The sequence below is a fragment of the Brumimicrobium glaciale genome (assembly GCF_004152935.1).
In the GTDB taxonomy this organism is placed as follows: Bacteria; Bacteroidota; Bacteroidia; order Flavobacteriales_D; family Crocinitomicaceae; genus Brumimicrobium; species Brumimicrobium glaciale.
Map to the genome: position 1 here is coordinate 62,222 of NZ_SETE01000006.1, position 15,937 is coordinate 78,158.

15 protein-coding genes and 1 tRNA gene are annotated in these 15,937 nt (G+C 34.1%); 12 read left to right on the forward strand and 4 right to left on the reverse strand.

Annotation, left to right across the window (positions count from 1 at the left end; all coding sequences use genetic code 11):
* Window positions 1–25: 25 nt before the first annotated feature.
* From sufC to ERX46_RS13795, 3 genes are all read left to right on the forward strand, one after another.
* Window positions 26–781, forward strand: a complete 756-nt coding sequence (sufC, locus tag ERX46_RS13785) for a Fe-S cluster assembly ATPase SufC (RefSeq protein ID WP_130094460.1) — start codon at window positions 26–28, stop codon at window positions 779–781.
* A gap of 2 nt (window positions 782–783) precedes the next feature.
* Window positions 784–2,040 carry a Fe-S cluster assembly protein SufD gene (gene sufD / locus ERX46_RS13790; RefSeq protein ID WP_130094461.1) on the forward strand — a complete coding sequence of 419 codons (1,257 nt, stop codon included), beginning with the start codon at window positions 784–786 and terminating at the stop codon, window positions 2,038–2,040.
* Window positions 2,041–2,175: 135 nt separating this feature from the next.
* On the forward strand, window positions 2,176–2,775 hold the full coding sequence (locus ERX46_RS13795; protein ID WP_130094462.1) for a superoxide dismutase: 600 nt from the start codon (window positions 2,176–2,178) through the stop codon (window positions 2,773–2,775).
* A 458-nt stretch (window positions 2,776–3,233) separates the two neighbouring features.
* On the opposite strand, the gene ERX46_RS13800 is transcribed toward ERX46_RS13795, so the two are convergent.
* From ERX46_RS13800 to ERX46_RS13810, 3 genes are all read right to left on the reverse strand, one after another.
* Window positions 3,234–3,830: a MarC family protein gene (locus ERX46_RS13800; RefSeq protein ID WP_130094463.1), complete on the reverse strand. Its 597-nt coding sequence runs from the start codon at window positions 3,828–3,830 to the stop codon at window positions 3,234–3,236.
* A gap of 214 nt (window positions 3,831–4,044) precedes the next feature.
* On the reverse strand, window positions 4,045–4,338 hold the full coding sequence (locus ERX46_RS13805; protein WP_130094464.1) for a chaperone modulator CbpM: 294 nt from the start codon (window positions 4,336–4,338) through the stop codon (window positions 4,045–4,047).
* A gap of 1 nt (window position 4,339) precedes the next feature.
* The gene (locus tag ERX46_RS13810; RefSeq protein ID WP_130094465.1) at window positions 4,340–5,236 is read right to left on the reverse strand and encodes a DnaJ C-terminal domain-containing protein; all 897 of its coding nucleotides are present in this window, start codon (window positions 5,234–5,236) and stop codon (window positions 4,340–4,342) included.
* Between the two features lie 506 nt (window positions 5,237–5,742).
* Here ERX46_RS13810 and ERX46_RS13815 point away from each other — a divergent pair.
* From ERX46_RS13815 to ERX46_RS13825, 3 genes are all read left to right on the forward strand, one after another.
* Entirely contained in the window at window positions 5,743–5,934 is a 192-nt protein-coding gene (locus ERX46_RS13815; RefSeq protein ID WP_130094466.1) for a CsbD family protein, read from the forward strand.
* A gap of 229 nt (window positions 5,935–6,163) precedes the next feature.
* Window positions 6,164–7,543, forward strand: coding sequence for a T9SS type A sorting domain-containing protein (locus ERX46_RS13820; protein WP_130094467.1), 1,380 nt, complete (start codon window positions 6,164–6,166; stop codon window positions 7,541–7,543).
* Window positions 7,544–7,854: 311 nt separating this feature from the next.
* Window positions 7,855–8,355, forward strand: a complete 501-nt coding sequence (locus ERX46_RS13825) for a hypothetical protein (RefSeq protein ID WP_130094468.1) — start codon at window positions 7,855–7,857, stop codon at window positions 8,353–8,355.
* Between the two features lie 207 nt (window positions 8,356–8,562).
* Here ERX46_RS13825 and ERX46_RS13830 read toward each other — a convergent pair.
* Window positions 8,563–8,638 (reverse strand) — tRNA-Phe (locus ERX46_RS13830).
* 113 nt (window positions 8,639–8,751) lie between these two features.
* On the opposite strand from ERX46_RS13830, the gene ERX46_RS13835 reads away from it, so the two are divergent.
* The 6 genes from ERX46_RS13835 (at window position 8,752) to ERX46_RS13860 (ending at window position 15,785) form a co-directional block, all read left to right on the forward strand.
* Window positions 8,752–9,486, forward strand: a complete 735-nt coding sequence (locus ERX46_RS13835) for a type III pantothenate kinase (protein ID WP_130094469.1) — start codon at window positions 8,752–8,754, stop codon at window positions 9,484–9,486.
* Window positions 9,479–10,831 (forward strand): hypothetical protein, encoded by a 1,353-nt coding sequence (locus tag ERX46_RS13840; RefSeq protein WP_130094470.1) that lies wholly within the window; start codon window positions 9,479–9,481, stop codon window positions 10,829–10,831. The genes ERX46_RS13835 and ERX46_RS13840 overlap by 8 nt, the downstream gene beginning before the upstream one ends.
* 11 nt (window positions 10,832–10,842) lie before the next feature.
* Entirely contained in the window at window positions 10,843–12,120 is a 1,278-nt protein-coding gene (locus tag ERX46_RS13845; RefSeq protein ID WP_130094471.1) for a hypothetical protein, read from the forward strand.
* Window positions 12,121–12,124: 4 nt separating this feature from the next.
* Window positions 12,125–12,682 carry an LPS export ABC transporter periplasmic protein LptC gene (gene lptC, locus ERX46_RS13850; RefSeq protein WP_130094472.1) on the forward strand — a complete coding sequence of 186 codons (558 nt, stop codon included), beginning with the start codon at window positions 12,125–12,127 and terminating at the stop codon, window positions 12,680–12,682.
* Window positions 12,683–12,685: 3 nt separating this feature from the next.
* Window positions 12,686–12,910 carry a hypothetical protein gene (locus ERX46_RS13855; protein WP_130094473.1) on the forward strand — a complete coding sequence of 75 codons (225 nt, stop codon included), beginning with the start codon at window positions 12,686–12,688 and terminating at the stop codon, window positions 12,908–12,910.
* A gap of 373 nt (window positions 12,911–13,283) precedes the next feature.
* Window positions 13,284–15,785 carry a DUF5686 family protein gene (locus ERX46_RS13860; RefSeq protein WP_130094474.1) on the forward strand — a complete coding sequence of 834 codons (2,502 nt, stop codon included), beginning with the start codon at window positions 13,284–13,286 and terminating at the stop codon, window positions 15,783–15,785.
* Window positions 15,786–15,937: the final 152 nt, after the last annotated feature.

Consider the following 15,937-nt stretch of genomic DNA (forward strand, 5'->3'; position numbering starts at 1 on the left):
ACGTTTAATTAGAAAATTACAGTATATGTTAACAATAAAAAATCTTCAAGCTTCAGTAGAAGACGGAGCAGAAATATTAAAAGGATTAAACCTTGAGGTTAAAGCAGGAGAAGTTCATGCGATTATGGGGCCAAACGGTTCAGGGAAATCAACTTTAGCTTCAGTTTTAACGGGTAGAAACGGTTATGAAGTAACTGGAGGTTCTGTAGATTTTGATGGAGTTGATTTATTAGATCTTGATCCAGAAGACAGAGCCAAAGAAGGTTTGTTCTTGGCGTTTCAATATCCTGTTGAAATTCCTGGCGTATCGAATGTTAACTTCTTGCGTACTGCAATGAATGAAATTCGTGAATACCGCAAAGAAGATAGACTTTCAGCAAAAGATTTCTTAGCAAAAGTAAAAGTTGCAGGTAATCTTGTTGAATTAAGCGATAAACTTTCTGGAAGATCAGTTAATGTTGATTTCTCAGGAGGAGAAAAGAAAAGAAATGAGATCTTCCAAATGGCGATGCTTGAACCAAAGTTAGCTATCCTTGATGAAACAGATTCAGGATTGGATATCGATGCTTTGCGTATTGTTTCTGAAGGTGTAAATAAATTACGTACGAAAGACAATGCAATCATTTTGATTACGCATTACCAAAGATTATTAGAATATATCAAGCCAGACTTTGTTCACGTTTTAAGTGATGGAAAAATCATTAAAACAGGAGGTGCAGAATTAGCCTTAGAATTAGAAGAAAAAGGTTACGATTGGATTAATGAAGAAATTGCTCAATAATTATGGAGGTAGTTGTAGATAATAAAGTACTAGCGTTTGTTGCTGATTTTAAGAAACCGGAAACGATTTCTGATGTTAGAAAACAAGCAATGGATGCTTTAAGTGGGATGGATTTCCCTACGACACGGGTAGAAGAATGGAAGTACACACGTGTAGCGAAATACGTAAAGAAAAAATATAAGCAAGTTCAAGCTTCAGCAAATGTTGGAGAATATACAATTGCTGATTTGAATGCACATCAATTGGTATTCGTAAACGGATATTATGATGAAAGTTTATCGACAATTTTAGAGGACGACGCTGTTTCAATTCATAAAATTGATGATTTGAATGAAGAATATTACGCTGATATCGTAGATGGTACTTCAGAAAATGTTTTTTCATTGATCAATAAAGCATATCAAACTGGAGGTGTTTTTATTCAAATTAAAAAGAATAAGAAAGCAAATCACCCAATTCATTTGATGCATATTTTGGATGGAGAAGAAGTGATTGCTAATGCACGTCATTTCATTCAATCAGAAACAGGATCTAAGGCTGAAGTTGTAGCGACATATCATTCAAAAAACTCTGAAAATAGTTTTACGAATATTGTGCTTGAAGGTCATATTGAAGCCAATGCAAGTTTGACAATCAATAAATTTCAAACAGAAGCAAAGAATGTTTTACATATTTCTAATGAATTATTTATTCAGGACGAATCAAGTAATTTCTTAATCAATACGATTACAACTGGAGCTCTTTTAACGAGAAACGGATTAGATGTAATTGTTGAAGGAGAAAACTGTCATACAGAAATGAATGGCGCTTATCTTGGAACAGAAAAACAACATATCGATAACCATACGATTATTGACCAGTTATATTCTCATTGTACTTCAAGTGAAGCATACAAAGGAGTGATGGATGATAAATCTGTTGGAGTATTCAACGGAAAAGTTATCGTTCGTCAAGACGCTCAAAAAATTGCAGCTTATCAGTCCAACAAAAACATCTTGCTTTCAAAAACAGCAAGTGTGAATTCAAAACCAGAATTAGAAATTTATGCAGATGACGTTCGTTGTTCGCATGGTTCTACCATTGGTGAATTGGATGAAGAAGCGATGTTCTACTTGCAATCACGTGGTATTTCTGCGGCAAGTGCAAGACAATTGCTAATTGCAGCATTTATTGGTGACATCTTGGATAAAGTTCAGAACGAAGCGCTAAGAGCAAACATTGATAAGTTGTTTTTAGAAGATTTTGGTTGGAAGTTTTAATCCATCCATTCGAATTTGAGCAATTAATTGAAATTGTAACAAGATTTAGGATTTTTTAAATCTCTTGACTGTACAAGCTGACTTTAATTCTTTATATTTGAGTAAACAGATTTATTAACTTAAAAACACAAAACAATGGCATTTGAATTACCAAAATTACCTTACGCATTTGATGCATTAGAACCAAATATTGACGCTAAGACAATGGAAATCCACCATGGTAAACACCACCAAGGATATACAAACAACCTTAACGCTGCAATTGCAGGAACTGATTTAGAAGGTAAATCAATCGAAGAGATATTAGTTAAAGGAAAAGATAAGCCAGCAGTTAGAAATAACGGTGGTGGATTCTATAATCATAACTTGTTCTGGACAGTAATGTCTCCAAACGGAGGAGGAAATCCAACAGGTGATATTAAAGGAGCAATTGATTCTGCTTTTGGTTCATTCGAATCATTTAAAGATGAATTTGCTAAAGCTGCAGCAACAAGATTCGGTTCTGGTTGGGCATGGCTTTGTGTAAAAGATGGAAAGTTAGAAGTATGTTCTACACCAAATCAAGACAATCCAGTAATGGGAGAAGGATGTGGAGGAACTCCAGTTCTTGCACTTGACGTTTGGGAGCACGCATACTACTTGAACTACCAAAACAGAAGACCAGATTATATCAATGCATTCTTTAATGTAATTAACTGGGACGAAGTAAACAAAAGATTCAACGCAGCGAAATAATTTAGGTTTTTTGGTTTGTAGGATTGCCCTAATAGGGCATCCTAAAAAAAACCAAAAACATAATACTAAAATCCTCAATAGACTTTTCTATTGGGGATTTTTCTTTGCTTTATTTCTTCCTCTTCACCTAAATTGCACTTGTGCAATTTTCAAGCGCATTGGATGTGCTAAGTTGGCTGGGTGGAGTCGAAGCCAACTTAGTTAAAAGGCTCAATAGGAATTCCTGTTGAGCCTTTTTCTTTTCTTTTTTCTTGTTCACCTAAATTGCACTTGTGCAATTTTCAAGCGCATGGTACGGACGGTTTGCAACCGTCCACATGACTAGCGCGTCCATAAATCCAAAAACCCCAGCAGATGTATCTGCTGGGGTTTTTGTTCGTATAACCTATAACTAACTACTAAAAAAAACTTTTTTACTCTTCCAATCCTGAGCATTCAGAATGAGAAATCAACCTCACCTATTGAAACAACTGCGTCACATTCGAAGCGAACAATTTCACTGCAATTGCCAATAATATAATACCAAATACTTTCTTTAAAATTGCAACTCCTCCAGGACCAAGTAGTCTCTCGATTCTTCTGGTCAACTTCAATGTGACAAAAACAATAATCATATTGATTAATATGGCAATAAAGATATTGATCATTTCATATTCTGCACGCAGGGAGATCAATGTTGTCATAGAACCAGCACCAGCGATGATTGGAAATGCCAAAGGAACAATTCCTACACTTTTACCTTTAATTGGAGTTTCCTTAAATAACTCAATACCCATGATCATTTCTAATGCCATTGCGAAAAGAATAAATGCACCGGCAACAGCAAATGATTCTACGTTCACTCCGAAAAGCATAAGAATACTTTCTCCAGTAATTAAAAATGCAATCATGATTACCAAAGAAACCAGTGTAATACGATTTGCATGAATATCTCCAGAAGTTTCTTTAATTTTAATGATGATCGGAATTGAGCCGATTATATCAATAACCGCGAACAAAACCATCGTTGCTTTAAATATCTCTGTGAAATTAAATGCTGCGAAAAACTCGTTCATAATCAATCGTTTTTATTGTATTTTCCCTTAAAAAGTGTGCAAAGATAATGGCTTTTTATGGCATACAATAAGATTTGTATTTAATTATGAAATATATTCTTGGATGTGTTTTGAAACACCCAATAGGCTTGATGTTAATCGAATAATAGTGTTTTAAGATCAGGACTTAAAATCGCATGGTCTTGTTTTATTATAAAAATATTGGCTATTCAACTTACTCCTCATAAAACCTCAATCGATTGCGCAACTCTAAAACTTCTTCTTTCAATTGTAATTCTTTCTGTAGTAAATTAAATACTACATCTATTCCTTCGATATTTACATTGAGTTCATGGTGCAAACGAATCATTTTTTCTAAATCGCCAATTCTCGTTTCATGAATGAATTCGTCATCTTCAAGTTGTTCAATTTCTATCAAACCAACATTGTCTAATTCCTTAATGAAAGAGACTTCAACTTTATAATGAATACAAAGCGTTTTAATCAATATATAATTTTGCTTTTCCATCTTATCTTAATTTTTGAAGTTCTTTAAATAAGTCTTTTTCTTTATCACTCAATTTTGTTGGAATTTCGATTTGATAAGTAACAATTAAGTCTCCAAATTTTCCTTCTTTCTTATATATCGGAAATCCTTTTCCTTTCAATTTAACCTTTGTGTCATTTGCTGTTTCAGGAGCGATTTTTAGTTTTACTTTTCCATCAAATGTATCTACAGTGATTTCTCCACCTAAAAGTGCGGTATATAAATCAAGGCTTACTGTCGCATACAAGTTTTCTTTATCTCTCTTAAAAGATGTGTTGTTTAAAATGCTGAACCTAATGAGTAAATCTCCATTTGGACCGCCACTTGCACCTTTTGCACCTTTTCCTTTGATCCTAATGACTTGACCATTTTCAATTCCAGCTGGAATAGTTAATCTTATTTTTGAGCCATTAACAGTCAGGACTTGTTTGTGTGATTCATAAACATCTTTTAGATTCAATTCTAAATCAGCATTAAAATCTTGACCTTTAAATTGAGCTGAACTTTGTCGAGAAGAACCTCTAGCACCTCCAAACATAGATTCAAAAAAGTCCGAGAAATCTCCTTCTGAAAAACCTTGCTGAGCACCACCTTGTTGTCCTTGATATTGTCTTTGTGAAGATTGCTGCTGTCTGGCTTTTTCATATTCTTCGCCATGCATCCAGTCTTTACCATATTTATCGTACTTCTTACGATTCTCAGGATGACTCAATACTTCATTTGCTTCATTGATTTCCTTGAATTTCTTTTCAGCATCTTTATTATCAGGATTCAAATCAGGATGATATTTTCTTGCCAACTTACGATAGGCTTTCTTAATTTCCTTTTCGTTGGCTCCTTTATTTACGCCTAAAACTTTATAATAATCTACAAATTCCATTTATAGTATTTTTAATAGGATGTTCATTTAATTGATAATTACACTCCAGTATAATATCCTAAGTTAAGGTTTTAAAAGAGAATAAAAATAGATTTTCTAGTTAAATTGTTACTTCGATAGGAGATGTTGGTAAGTTTTTGATTCAAAATAATTTATGGGCTAAACAGTTGATTGTCGATGTATTTATTCGTTTCGTAAAAAGTTGAGAATATGCTCCCGATAAGCCATCGGGATTAGTGCATCTAGCTTTAGCTTCTAAAAAGTTTATGTCAATCAATAGATATTAGACAAAATGTCAAAAGTCAAAAGTCTAACATCTAATGTCTAACATCTAACATCTAAATATTTTATTCTCATTTGAACCTATAGTACTTTCAGCCCATAGTGGTTCAGTTATGATTTTTTAAGAAATGCTTTAATTTTTTTTAACATCACATTCTTTTATTGAATTGGCTTTGTCCTTACCTTAGTATCAACAAACAATTATTAATTTAAAACAAACAGACATGAGCTCAACAGAAGACAAAATTAAAGGAAATTGGAATGAATTAAAAGGTAAAGTGAAGCAGAAATATGCTAACCTTACTGATGACGATTTAAAATACCAAGAAGGGAAAGAAGACGAACTTCTAGGTAGACTTCAGAAGAAAACTGGGGAAGCGAAAGACACAATCAAAAAATATATTGATGAACTGTAGTTTTTCGATTTAATAAAAAGATTAAAGGTGAACAGAAGAGTTCACCTTTTTTTTGTGATTAAAGCTTATTTCTAAAATAAATTGGGCAGTAAATTTATTGGTCGATCCTCATTTAGGAATACAATAATGATGGTCTTAAAAGTCTGTTAATTCCTATGATGTTTCCACTTTAAAACAACTTAAGCGTAATTTTGTGGATTGAAATTAATAACCAATAATATAAAATGATATGAAAAAAACATTACTTTTTTTAAGTTTTTTAATGATTGCAACGGGTAGTATTTTTGCTCAACCAACTACTTCTTGGGATGATAATGCAGATGTGCTTTGGTACAATGCCCAAGCTTCAGATTTCACACTAACGACTGAAGCTGAATTAGCTGGTTTGTCAGTTTTAGTAGCTGGCGGAAATGATTTCTTAGGATCTACCATCTCTATTGATGGAGCTATGGATTTAAGCACTCACCTTTGGTCACCGATTGGTGTAGATGCTACAAATCCTTTTTCTGGAACTTTTGATGGAAATAATCACCCTATCAACGGAGTTTATGTTGATTTGCCAACAACTTCAATGGTTGGTTTCTTCGGTCGTGCTATTAATGCAACGATTTTGAATGTGAAATTGGAAAATCCTACAATTAAAGGAGACGACAGTGTTGGTTCATTGGCTGGAAATGTTTGGCAAAATGGAATTATTGATAATTGTCACTCAACTGGGGTAATTATTGAAGCAACTGGAGATAATGTTGGTGGATTAGTTGGAGATCTAGTTGAAAATGGATCAATATTTCAATCATCCGCTCAAGGTTCTGTAACTGGTGGTAGCCAAGTTGGTGGATTGTTAGGTTCGCCTTACAACAACAATACAATTTCAAAATCTTTTGCTACTGGAACTGTTCATGCAAATCACTTAGCTGGTGGTTTAGTTGGAGCCTCTGTAATTGGTTTCCCAGGAACACTTGAAAATGTATTTGACAATTGCTATTCACGTTCAAACGTAACCGTTGTAAATGGTTATGCTGGTGGATTTGTAGGTAGTGCAGCTGCTTTGTTGTCAATCAATAACTCTTATTCAACAGGAACTGCAATTGGACCTGAATATGATGGTGGATTTGTTGGCGGAGGAGGAAATTTCCAAACAGCTAACAATTACTGGGATACTGAATCTTCACAACATGCAAACGCTGTTGGTGATTGGCAAGGCGCTCCAGGTACGCCTGATATTACTGCTAAAACAACAACAGAAATGAAAACAGCAGCAATGGTTTCTCTTTTGAATGCTGGTGACGTAAACGGACCATGGAAGATGGATGCTAACATAAATGACGGTTATCCTTCATTTGAACAAGGGACTTCTTCTGTAACTCAATTCAGTAAGTCAAATGTTTCAATGAATGTTTATCCAAACCTATTTAACGGAAAGATAAACATCGATGCAGATGCAGACTTGAATAGCTATGTTATTTATGAAATTTCAGGAAAAGTAATCCAAGAAGGAACTTTAAAAGGAAAACAAACAACAATAAATACGCAATCAATTAATTCTGGTATTTATTTATTGATGGTAAATACATCAGAAGGAATGATTTCAAAGAAAATTGTGAAGTAATATCCATAACCAATTTAGATTTAAAAGGGTTCTTCAATCGAAGAACCCTTTTTTAATGTCCTATTTTTATGTTTTCGATGTGGTTAAGCATCAAGTATTTTTTAGAGTAACTGATTATTAAATTGATGGAGTTGCAATAATACTTCGGAACTTATAATTACAGATGAATAGGAGAAAAACTATGGATTCATCTAGAATTGCCATTCGCTAGCTGAAATTGTATGTTCGTCCTTGTAGAGTAGACGCTTGATAAGTAACTAAAAATGGGGAAATTCAATTGCTACCTTTGTAGAAACTAAAAACAATTATTTATGAAAAACTTGTTATTACTTGCTTTAAGCAGTTTATTATTTACTTCATGTTATCACAGAATTGGTGACTTAACTTTGGTGTCTAATCAGAATTATGATTCTAGTGAGGAATATGTTATGATTGCACAAAATGTTGAAGGAAAAGCAAAATCAAAAAAAGGCGATCCTTTAGAAACTGCTATTGACAATGTGGTAATAGAAAACAATGGTAACCATTTGAGGAATGCTAAAATATTTGTAAAGAAAAACGGACAAGTTATTAAGGTTGTTGGTGATGTTTATGGTGATAAAAGATACCTTGTAGATGTGGTTACTAGCGTAGTGAAAGATGTTAAGCTTGAAATAGGTGATACTGTTAGTTTTAAAAGTCATGGACGAATATTGGAAGGCAAAATATTAGGTCTTAATTCAGAAGCGGCAATAGTTGAGTTTACAAACTCTATGAAAAAGACCGTCAAAAAGGAAATTAAGTTTGCTGATTTGACCAAATTAGGAAAGTAGCGTCTCCGAGTAACCCTCATACAGTTGCCCTATACTCTTGTATGGGGCTTTTTCTTTTTAGTTCTACCCTGTTTTTAGTGAAGAATTATTTTTCGTATTGATTTTGAAGGCATTTTCCGATAAAAGTGATGCATTAATTTGATTTACTGGCGCATATTAAAACAAAAAAAAATCCAGTAATCTGATGAACAGTTTACTGGATTTTTCTGGTGGTGATGGAGGGAATCGAACCCCCGACACAAGGATTTTCAGTCCTTTGCTCTACCAACTGAGCTACATCACCATTGTTTTTACAAACAAGTTATTTGATTAGGTGGGTGCAAAGATATAAACTAATTTTATTCCGATGTCATCATTTTGAATTATTTTTTCAAAATCTTCTATTAACTTTGTAATGTGAAGGAAGAAAAGGAAAAATACTGTGTGGTTGATGCGGGGAATACACGTGTCAAAGTTGTTGATTTTGAGAATGGTGATGTAATCAGTCAAACCTCTTTTTCTATCAATGACAAGGAAAAAATAAAATCAATTATTTTTTTGAAAAAAGATACAATTAGCATTTTATCTTCGGTTTTAGAGGAGAAACAGCGTGATTGGATAGTGGAAATACTGAAACCAAATGTTGTTTTGAGTAATAAAACACCATTACCCATTAAACTTGACTCTTATAAAACTCCTGAAACGTTAGGGGCGGATAGAATAGCAAATGCCGTTGCAGCAAATCATTATTCAAAAACACCAAGCAGTTTGGTTATCGATATAGGAACTTGCATTAAGTTTGACTTTGTACACAACGGAAACTTTAAAGGAGGATCAATTTCGCCAGGCTATGCTATGCGATTAAAAGCGATGCATGAATTTACAGGCGCTTTACCCATGCTAGATTTAGAAGATAATTCTCCATTAGTTGGAGATTCTACAAAATATGCGATGCTATCTGGCGTTATTAATGGAATTCACGCAGAGATAGAAGGTTTTATCAATCAATATACTCAACAATATCAACCATTAACAATTTTTTTGACAGGTGGTGACCTCAAAAGATTTGATAAGGAATTAAAAAATAGCATCTTTGCGGATTGTAATTTGACCGTTAAAGGTTTGTATTTAATACTAAAGCACAATGTTTAGAAGTTTATTAGTTGCACTATTTATCGTTATAAGTGGAAATGCACTAGTACAAATTAACACCAATAGTCCTTACTCTTCAAGAGGACTTGGAGATGTTGGTTTCTACGGTAATGCTTATATCTCGGCGTTAGGAGGGGCAGCAACGGCTTTAACAGATTCTAGTCAAACGAATTTGTTTAACCCATCTACCTATTCGCTAACAGCAAAACAATTGCCTCTTTTCTCTATGGGGATAACTCATTTTGAAAAACGTTTTACCAATAACGGCATGGAATCAAGTGGACGTTATTCTGGAATCACGCACATGGCTTTAGTTATTCCTTTTGCAAATAGATTGGGGATTGCTGCAGGATTAAAGCCTTTAAGTAGAAGAGGATATGAAATTAATGACCACGAAGTTGTAGGCGGAGACAGTATTTTCTATGATTACACTGGAGATGGTGATATTCAAGAATTCTTGTTGGGGTTTTCAGCAAACCTTATAGATGCTAGAAAACAAAGCCTTTCAGTTGGTGTTAACGGTAAATATTATTTTGGTAAACTAAATAATATGCGCCGAACTTTTACAAAAAGCAATCTAATTGAGTCAGGTGGAATGGATATTCAATCGCTACGGGCTAACGATTTCGGAGTTGAGTTTGGATTGAATTATGATTTCCGTCCTACTTTAACACATAGTTTTCGCGTTGCAGGAGTTTTTCGTCCTAGCAAAGCAATGAACTTTGAGAAATCACAAACACGTATTCAATTCTCAAATTACCTTAACAAAGGAATTTATGATACTTTGATCAAAACAGGTGATGTGAGTGGAGATGTTTTTCTTCCTGCAAAAACAAGTTTCGGATTGACTTATACCTTTACACCTCAAAACGACTCTTCATCTAGAAGTTCTAAACTTCCTTCATTAATGGTGACAATGGAATATTCGATGGAAAATTGGTCAGATTATAAAGAAACATTTAATTCTTTAGCCCAAACTGGACAATATGTAAATTCAAATTCTTTCCGTGTTGGAGTTGAATTTGTTCGTCACAGAATTTCAGCTGACCGCTCTGCATACATCAACGTTTTTGATAAATTGAGATACAGGGTAGGAGCTTATAGTGTAAACACACCTTACGAAGTAAATGGAGAGCAATTAGTTGATCAAGGATTTACTGCTGGAATAGGTTTTCCAATTATAATGAATAGAGCAACTTCAACTTTGAACATATCAGGAAGTTACGGTGCGATGGGTCGAAATGGTGGTCCAACAGTAGTGAAAGATAGCTATTACGGATTTAATCTCGGCATAAATATTGCTCCCGGGTATGACAGGTGGTTTAGAAAATACAAACTTGATTAATATATATAAAAATGAAAATAGGAAAATTAATTTTAGGAGCTCTGTTTACTTTGAGTTTTGGGCTTGTTAACTATGCACAAGAAGGAGGTAATGAGCCGGACGAGTGTACAAGATACAAAGCAATTGCTGGGAATGCATACAAAGCAAAGGAATACGAGAAAGTAACAAGATCATACGTTAGAGCGCAGAAAGAATGTGGTACTTTAGAAATGATTTTCTACAACCCTTTTATTTATTCTGTTCAAAAATCTATGAATGATGCAACTAACGATACAACGAAAGCTGCGTATTTAGATACTTTAATCATGGTTTATGAGTCAGCACAAGAAACGCACGGGATGCAAAAAGACTGGCAAGCTTATCTTGGGTATTACTATATGATGCAAGGTACACCAGGAAACATGAAGAAAGCTGATGCTGCTTACCAAATAGGAATTCACCATGAAGCTGAAAAAGTAAACAAAGGATTTTTACAACAATATTATGTAAACCTTTATAACCTTTGGGTACAAGAGCAAGACGAAAAAGAGAAAGCGAAGTATAAGAAGAGAATTATTACTGAGTATTTCAAATTGTCTGATTACGCAAACAAAGGTGAAATGGGTGCTGAAATAATTGATTTCGTTTCTGTTTACATGAATAGAGCAGTCACTGATTGTGAGTCTATCTTACCTGAGATTACTAGCTTTATGAAAGAATTGCCACAAGAAATTGAAGCAAAGAAATCTACAGTAAAGAACTTTATGGCCTTACTTGAAAAGCAAGAATGTACAAAAAGTAAAGTTTACGCACAGTTAGTAGATACGATCATTGCAATTGATCCTTCAGTTGATGCAGTTTTAGCAAAAGCGAAATTGCAAATTAGCCAAGGAAATACAAGTGGAGCAATAACTACATTTAGAAATGCTTTAGGTATGGCTGAAAATGCAAATCAGAAAAGTGATATTGAATTTGAAATAGCAAGTGCGTATTTCCGTACTAACAATTATAATTCTGCTTATACTGCAGGTTTAGCAATTACTGGGAAAAACTCAGGAAAAGGATATGAAATAGCTGCTCAAAGTGTGAGTGCAACTTCAAATGATTGTGGAGTTTCTACTTTCGATCGTAAAGCGAATTATTACTACGCTGTTGAATTAGCAGAGAAGTCTGGAAACGGAGCTTTAATTGCTGCTATGAAAAGCAAATGTCCTTCTAAAAGTGATATCTTTAACGAAGATAAAGCAGAAGGCGAAACTGTAGAGTTAAGCTGTTGGGGGAACAGAACCTTTACAATAAAAACATACTAAAACATTGAGCAACATAACGCGCAATATAATTTTGATTCCTGTCATGATCTTCATGACGGGAATCTTTTTTTCATGTGTAAACGATTTGGATAAGGTGAAGAAGATTACCACACATCCAGAGAATCCTGACGAAACAGCTGAAATGTTGCACGTTATTATTACAGATTCAGGATATGCACAAATTGAAATTTTCGCCACTATTGCTGAAACTTATGCTGCTCCACAAAACGTTAGAAAGTTTAAAGATGGTTTGAAAGTGAATTTCTACAAAGATGATGGAACAATTGGTTCTGTATTAACTTCTTTATTTGGTGAAATTGATGATGAAACCGGAAACATTACTGTTCGTGACAGTGTGAAACTGGTTAACTTAGAACAACAGAAAATATTAGAAACTGAAGTGTTGTACTTTAATAAAAAAGGAGATTCTATTCATACCAAAAAACCTGTTGTGATTACTTCACCAGATATGATTTTAACAGGAATTGGTGCGTGGACAACACCTTTATTCGATACCGCACAATTTTATAAGCCAACGGCAAAAATATTTATTAAAGATTAGAAGATGGGAACGTACAATAAAGTAATGCAGATGTTTTGGTTGGTTGTTGGTGTTGTAACCATTATTGCTGTAACATTTTTAGGATTCAGAGATGGATTTGAAAGATGGTCTTCCTACTATATTTTTGGTTTTTTCGCAATTCTTTTGTACTTCGTTCGTCGTTATATGATGAAAAGAATGGAGAAACACCAGCAGTTTTTGAATGAGAAAAACAAAGGAAAGAGATAATTACGAATTGAAAATTATGAATTCGTGGAGGTTTGGAATGTACTACTCTCACGATTTTCATTGCGATGGTTGGCACAAAGGGAGAATTAATCAGTAGTGAGTGTGAGTAGGGAGTCTTAAGGCAAAAATATAATGTTTTGGTTTCAGACCTTTATTGGTGCTTTTATTTAGGGGGAAATAGTTTTTCTTTAGAACCAAAATTAGGACAAAGACTAATTCATACCGATTATCCGTATAACTGTCTTTTTAATTGTCGTTTATTCCTTTAAGCCTTTTTCTTTTGTTGCTTCATTCAATTCCACTTATATTTGACAAGTATTTGTATAAATAATCTTTGCTTACTTACTTTCATTCAATACTATGAATAAACTTCATGTTTAAATTCCTCCAATACTTTGTTCTTACTGCGTGTTTCCTTTTTGGAAGCAATGCCTTTGGACAATATGTTTTAAAAGGAAAAGTACTTGATGAAAGTAATCTTGGAATTCCGTATGCCGATGTCTATGTGAAGAACAATGCTGATTTACGCACCAGGGCAGATATTGAGGGGAATTATCTAATGCGCCTTGAAGTGGGAGAGTATTACATGGTTTTTTCAGCTTTGGGCTATGAAACCAGGGAACATTACATGATTGTTCGTGAGACTGAAAACATTCAAAACATTCAGCTTTTTCCAATAAAAATAAAAGATCTCGAAGAATATGATTTTTCTGTGAAAAGAAGGAATGTTGGTCGCGATATAGTGTTGCGAACAGTTGAAAAGAAAAACCAATTCGATTACAATCAATTTCCTTACACAAGTGATGTTTATATTCGAGCGAAAGATGAAAGAACACTCACTTCGAAAGGAGAAGACACCAGCGAAAAAGATCAAGAAAAACAAGAAGAAGATGCCCGATTCGATGATGTCGAAGAAATGAAAAGGAAGAAAATGCAGCAACTCAATAACCTTAATATGGTAGAAGTTGAGATGCAAAGAAGTTATGCTCCTCCCAATAAAATTAAGGAAATTAGAACAGGTTATGAAAAGAGAGGAAATGATAGAAATCTGTATTTTACCACCACAGCCAAGTCAAATTTTAATTTCTTTCAAAACACTTTATACCTCGATGATTTAAGTAAGTCGCCAATCCAATCTCCTATCTCTACCGCTGGAATCTTGTCCTATAAATATCAACTCGTTGAGAAAATTGAACGAGAATCTTTACCAACCCTGAATAAAATTCAAATTTCATCCCGAAGTAGTTCTATTTCTACATTAGAAGGATTTATCTATATCCAAGACAGCACGTGGTTGGTTGAGAAAATTGACTTCACCATTGTTAAAGGAAATCTCTATATCTATGATAATTTTTCCATTGTCCAAGATTTTGAAATTTTAGGAGATACAATGTGTGTATTGAAAAACCAATACATGAATTACAATGTAGAATATCGAAAAGAAAAATTTGTAGGAAGTACAGTTGTCAATTATAAAAACTACGATTTTAAACCAGATTTTGAAAAAGGATTCTTTGGAAATGAATTGGCTGTAACAACCCAACAGGCCTACGAAAGAGATTCTAGTTATTGGTCAAGCACACGATTAACGCCCTTAACATTAGAAGAGCAAAAATTTATTCAGCAAAGAGACAGTATTGAAAACTTATTTTCTAAATCTACTTACTTAGATTCTGTCGATTCGGTTTTCAATAAAGTGACCTTTTGGAAAGTGGCTTGGTTTGGAATTGATCATAGAAATAGAGTAAAGAAAACGCAATGGACAATTAGTTCTGTGGCTGCAATGGTAAGACCAATTTATATTGCAGGACCAAGAGTAGGGCCAGATTTTGATTTCTTTAAAAAGTGGGATAATGAGAAAACAGTGGATGTATATATGCGTGCAGATGTTGGGCTTTTGAATGGTGACGTTAAAGGATATGCCAACATCAAATATCTATACAATCCGTTCAAACAATCACGAATCGGAATTAATTTCACGCACAATTATGATTTAATTCGCTCTTTTGATGCCATAACGCAAGTATTTCTCCGTGATAACTTTATAGAACGTACTTCGACTACATTATATCATGATTTCGAAATTTTCAATGGATTGTATTTAGAATCGAATTTCACCTATATAAATCGCCGTCCTTTACCAGATGATACTAAATTTATTCGATGGTTCGACAAAGCATTAGAGAATACTGAACCACCAAAGTTCAATGCCTATAATGCGTTAATTGCTGATTTTACACTGCGTTATACTCCATTTCAAAAGTACATGAGAGAACCCAACCGAAAAGTGATTTTGGGTTCGAAATGGCCAACAATTTATGCCTATTATGAGAAAGGTGTTCCAAGTTTAATAGGAAGCGAAGTCAATCATGATTATATCCGTTTTGGATTAATGCAAACTTTCAAAGTTTTAACTTTAGGAACTTCAAAATATCACATTACCTCAGGGAAATTCTTGAATCAAAAAATTCTGCGTCCGGAAGACATGAAATATCACCGCCGAGCAGATCCTATTTGGTTCTCCAATCCGATGTATTCTTATCAAGATTTAGACTCTACTTTACCCACTATGGATTGGTATTTTGAATCGCATTATATTCATCACTTTAATGGTGCATTGATCAACAAAATTCCATTCATGAAGAAAACAAGAATCTCAACCGTTGTTGGAGGAGGTTATCTTTGGGTTCCAGAACACAAATGGACACATTATGAAATGTTTGGTGGATTAGAACGCGTATTCAAATTTTCCCGAAGAAGATTGAGAATCGGAGTTTATGCTGCATTCTCAGACGGAAATCAAATCAAACCGAGAAGTACATTTAAAATTAGTTTCGCCATTCTGGATGAACGAAGTATGAAGTTTTCTTTTTAGAATTCATCATAATATTTAGGGCGTGCCCCTGTTTATTCTTTCCCCAATGAATTTGGAAAGAATAAACAGCGTCAGGCTATCCACTGTATCTTTTTATTACCGCGAGTTTTTACTCGTGGCAATAAAAAGGATGCCGTTGCTATCCTTCACGC

Bases quoted from the DNA above. Each gene is read 5' to 3' on its own strand.
- sufC (WP_130094460.1), top strand. From the start codon at position 26: ATGTTAACAATAAAAAATCTTCAAGCTTCAGTAGAAGACGGAGCAGAA.
- sufD (WP_130094461.1), top strand. From the start codon at position 784: ATGGAGGTAGTTGTAGATAATAAAGTACTAGCGTTTGTTGCTGATTTT.
- ERX46_RS13795 (WP_130094462.1), top strand. From the start codon at position 2,176: ATGGCATTTGAATTACCAAAATTACCTTACGCATTTGATGCATTAGAA.
- ERX46_RS13800 (WP_130094463.1), bottom strand. From the start codon at position 3,830: ATGAACGAGTTTTTCGCAGCATTTAATTTCACAGAGATATTTAAAGCA.
- ERX46_RS13805 (WP_130094464.1), bottom strand. From the start codon at position 4,338: ATGGAAAAGCAAAATTATATATTGATTAAAACGCTTTGTATTCATTAT.
- ERX46_RS13810 (WP_130094465.1), bottom strand. From the start codon at position 5,236: ATGGAATTTGTAGATTATTATAAAGTTTTAGGCGTAAATAAAGGAGCC.
- ERX46_RS13815 (WP_130094466.1), top strand. From the start codon at position 5,743: ATGAGCTCAACAGAAGACAAAATTAAAGGAAATTGGAATGAATTAAAA.
- ERX46_RS13820 (WP_130094467.1), top strand. From the start codon at position 6,164: ATGAAAAAAACATTACTTTTTTTAAGTTTTTTAATGATTGCAACGGGT.
- ERX46_RS13825 (WP_130094468.1), top strand. From the start codon at position 7,855: ATGAAAAACTTGTTATTACTTGCTTTAAGCAGTTTATTATTTACTTCA.
- ERX46_RS13840 (WP_130094470.1), top strand. From the start codon at position 9,479: ATGTTTAGAAGTTTATTAGTTGCACTATTTATCGTTATAAGTGGAAAT.
- ERX46_RS13845 (WP_130094471.1), top strand. From the start codon at position 10,843: ATGAAAATAGGAAAATTAATTTTAGGAGCTCTGTTTACTTTGAGTTTT.
- ERX46_RS13855 (WP_130094473.1), top strand. From the start codon at position 12,686: ATGGGAACGTACAATAAAGTAATGCAGATGTTTTGGTTGGTTGTTGGT.
- ERX46_RS13860 (WP_130094474.1), top strand. From the start codon at position 13,284: ATGTTTAAATTCCTCCAATACTTTGTTCTTACTGCGTGTTTCCTTTTT.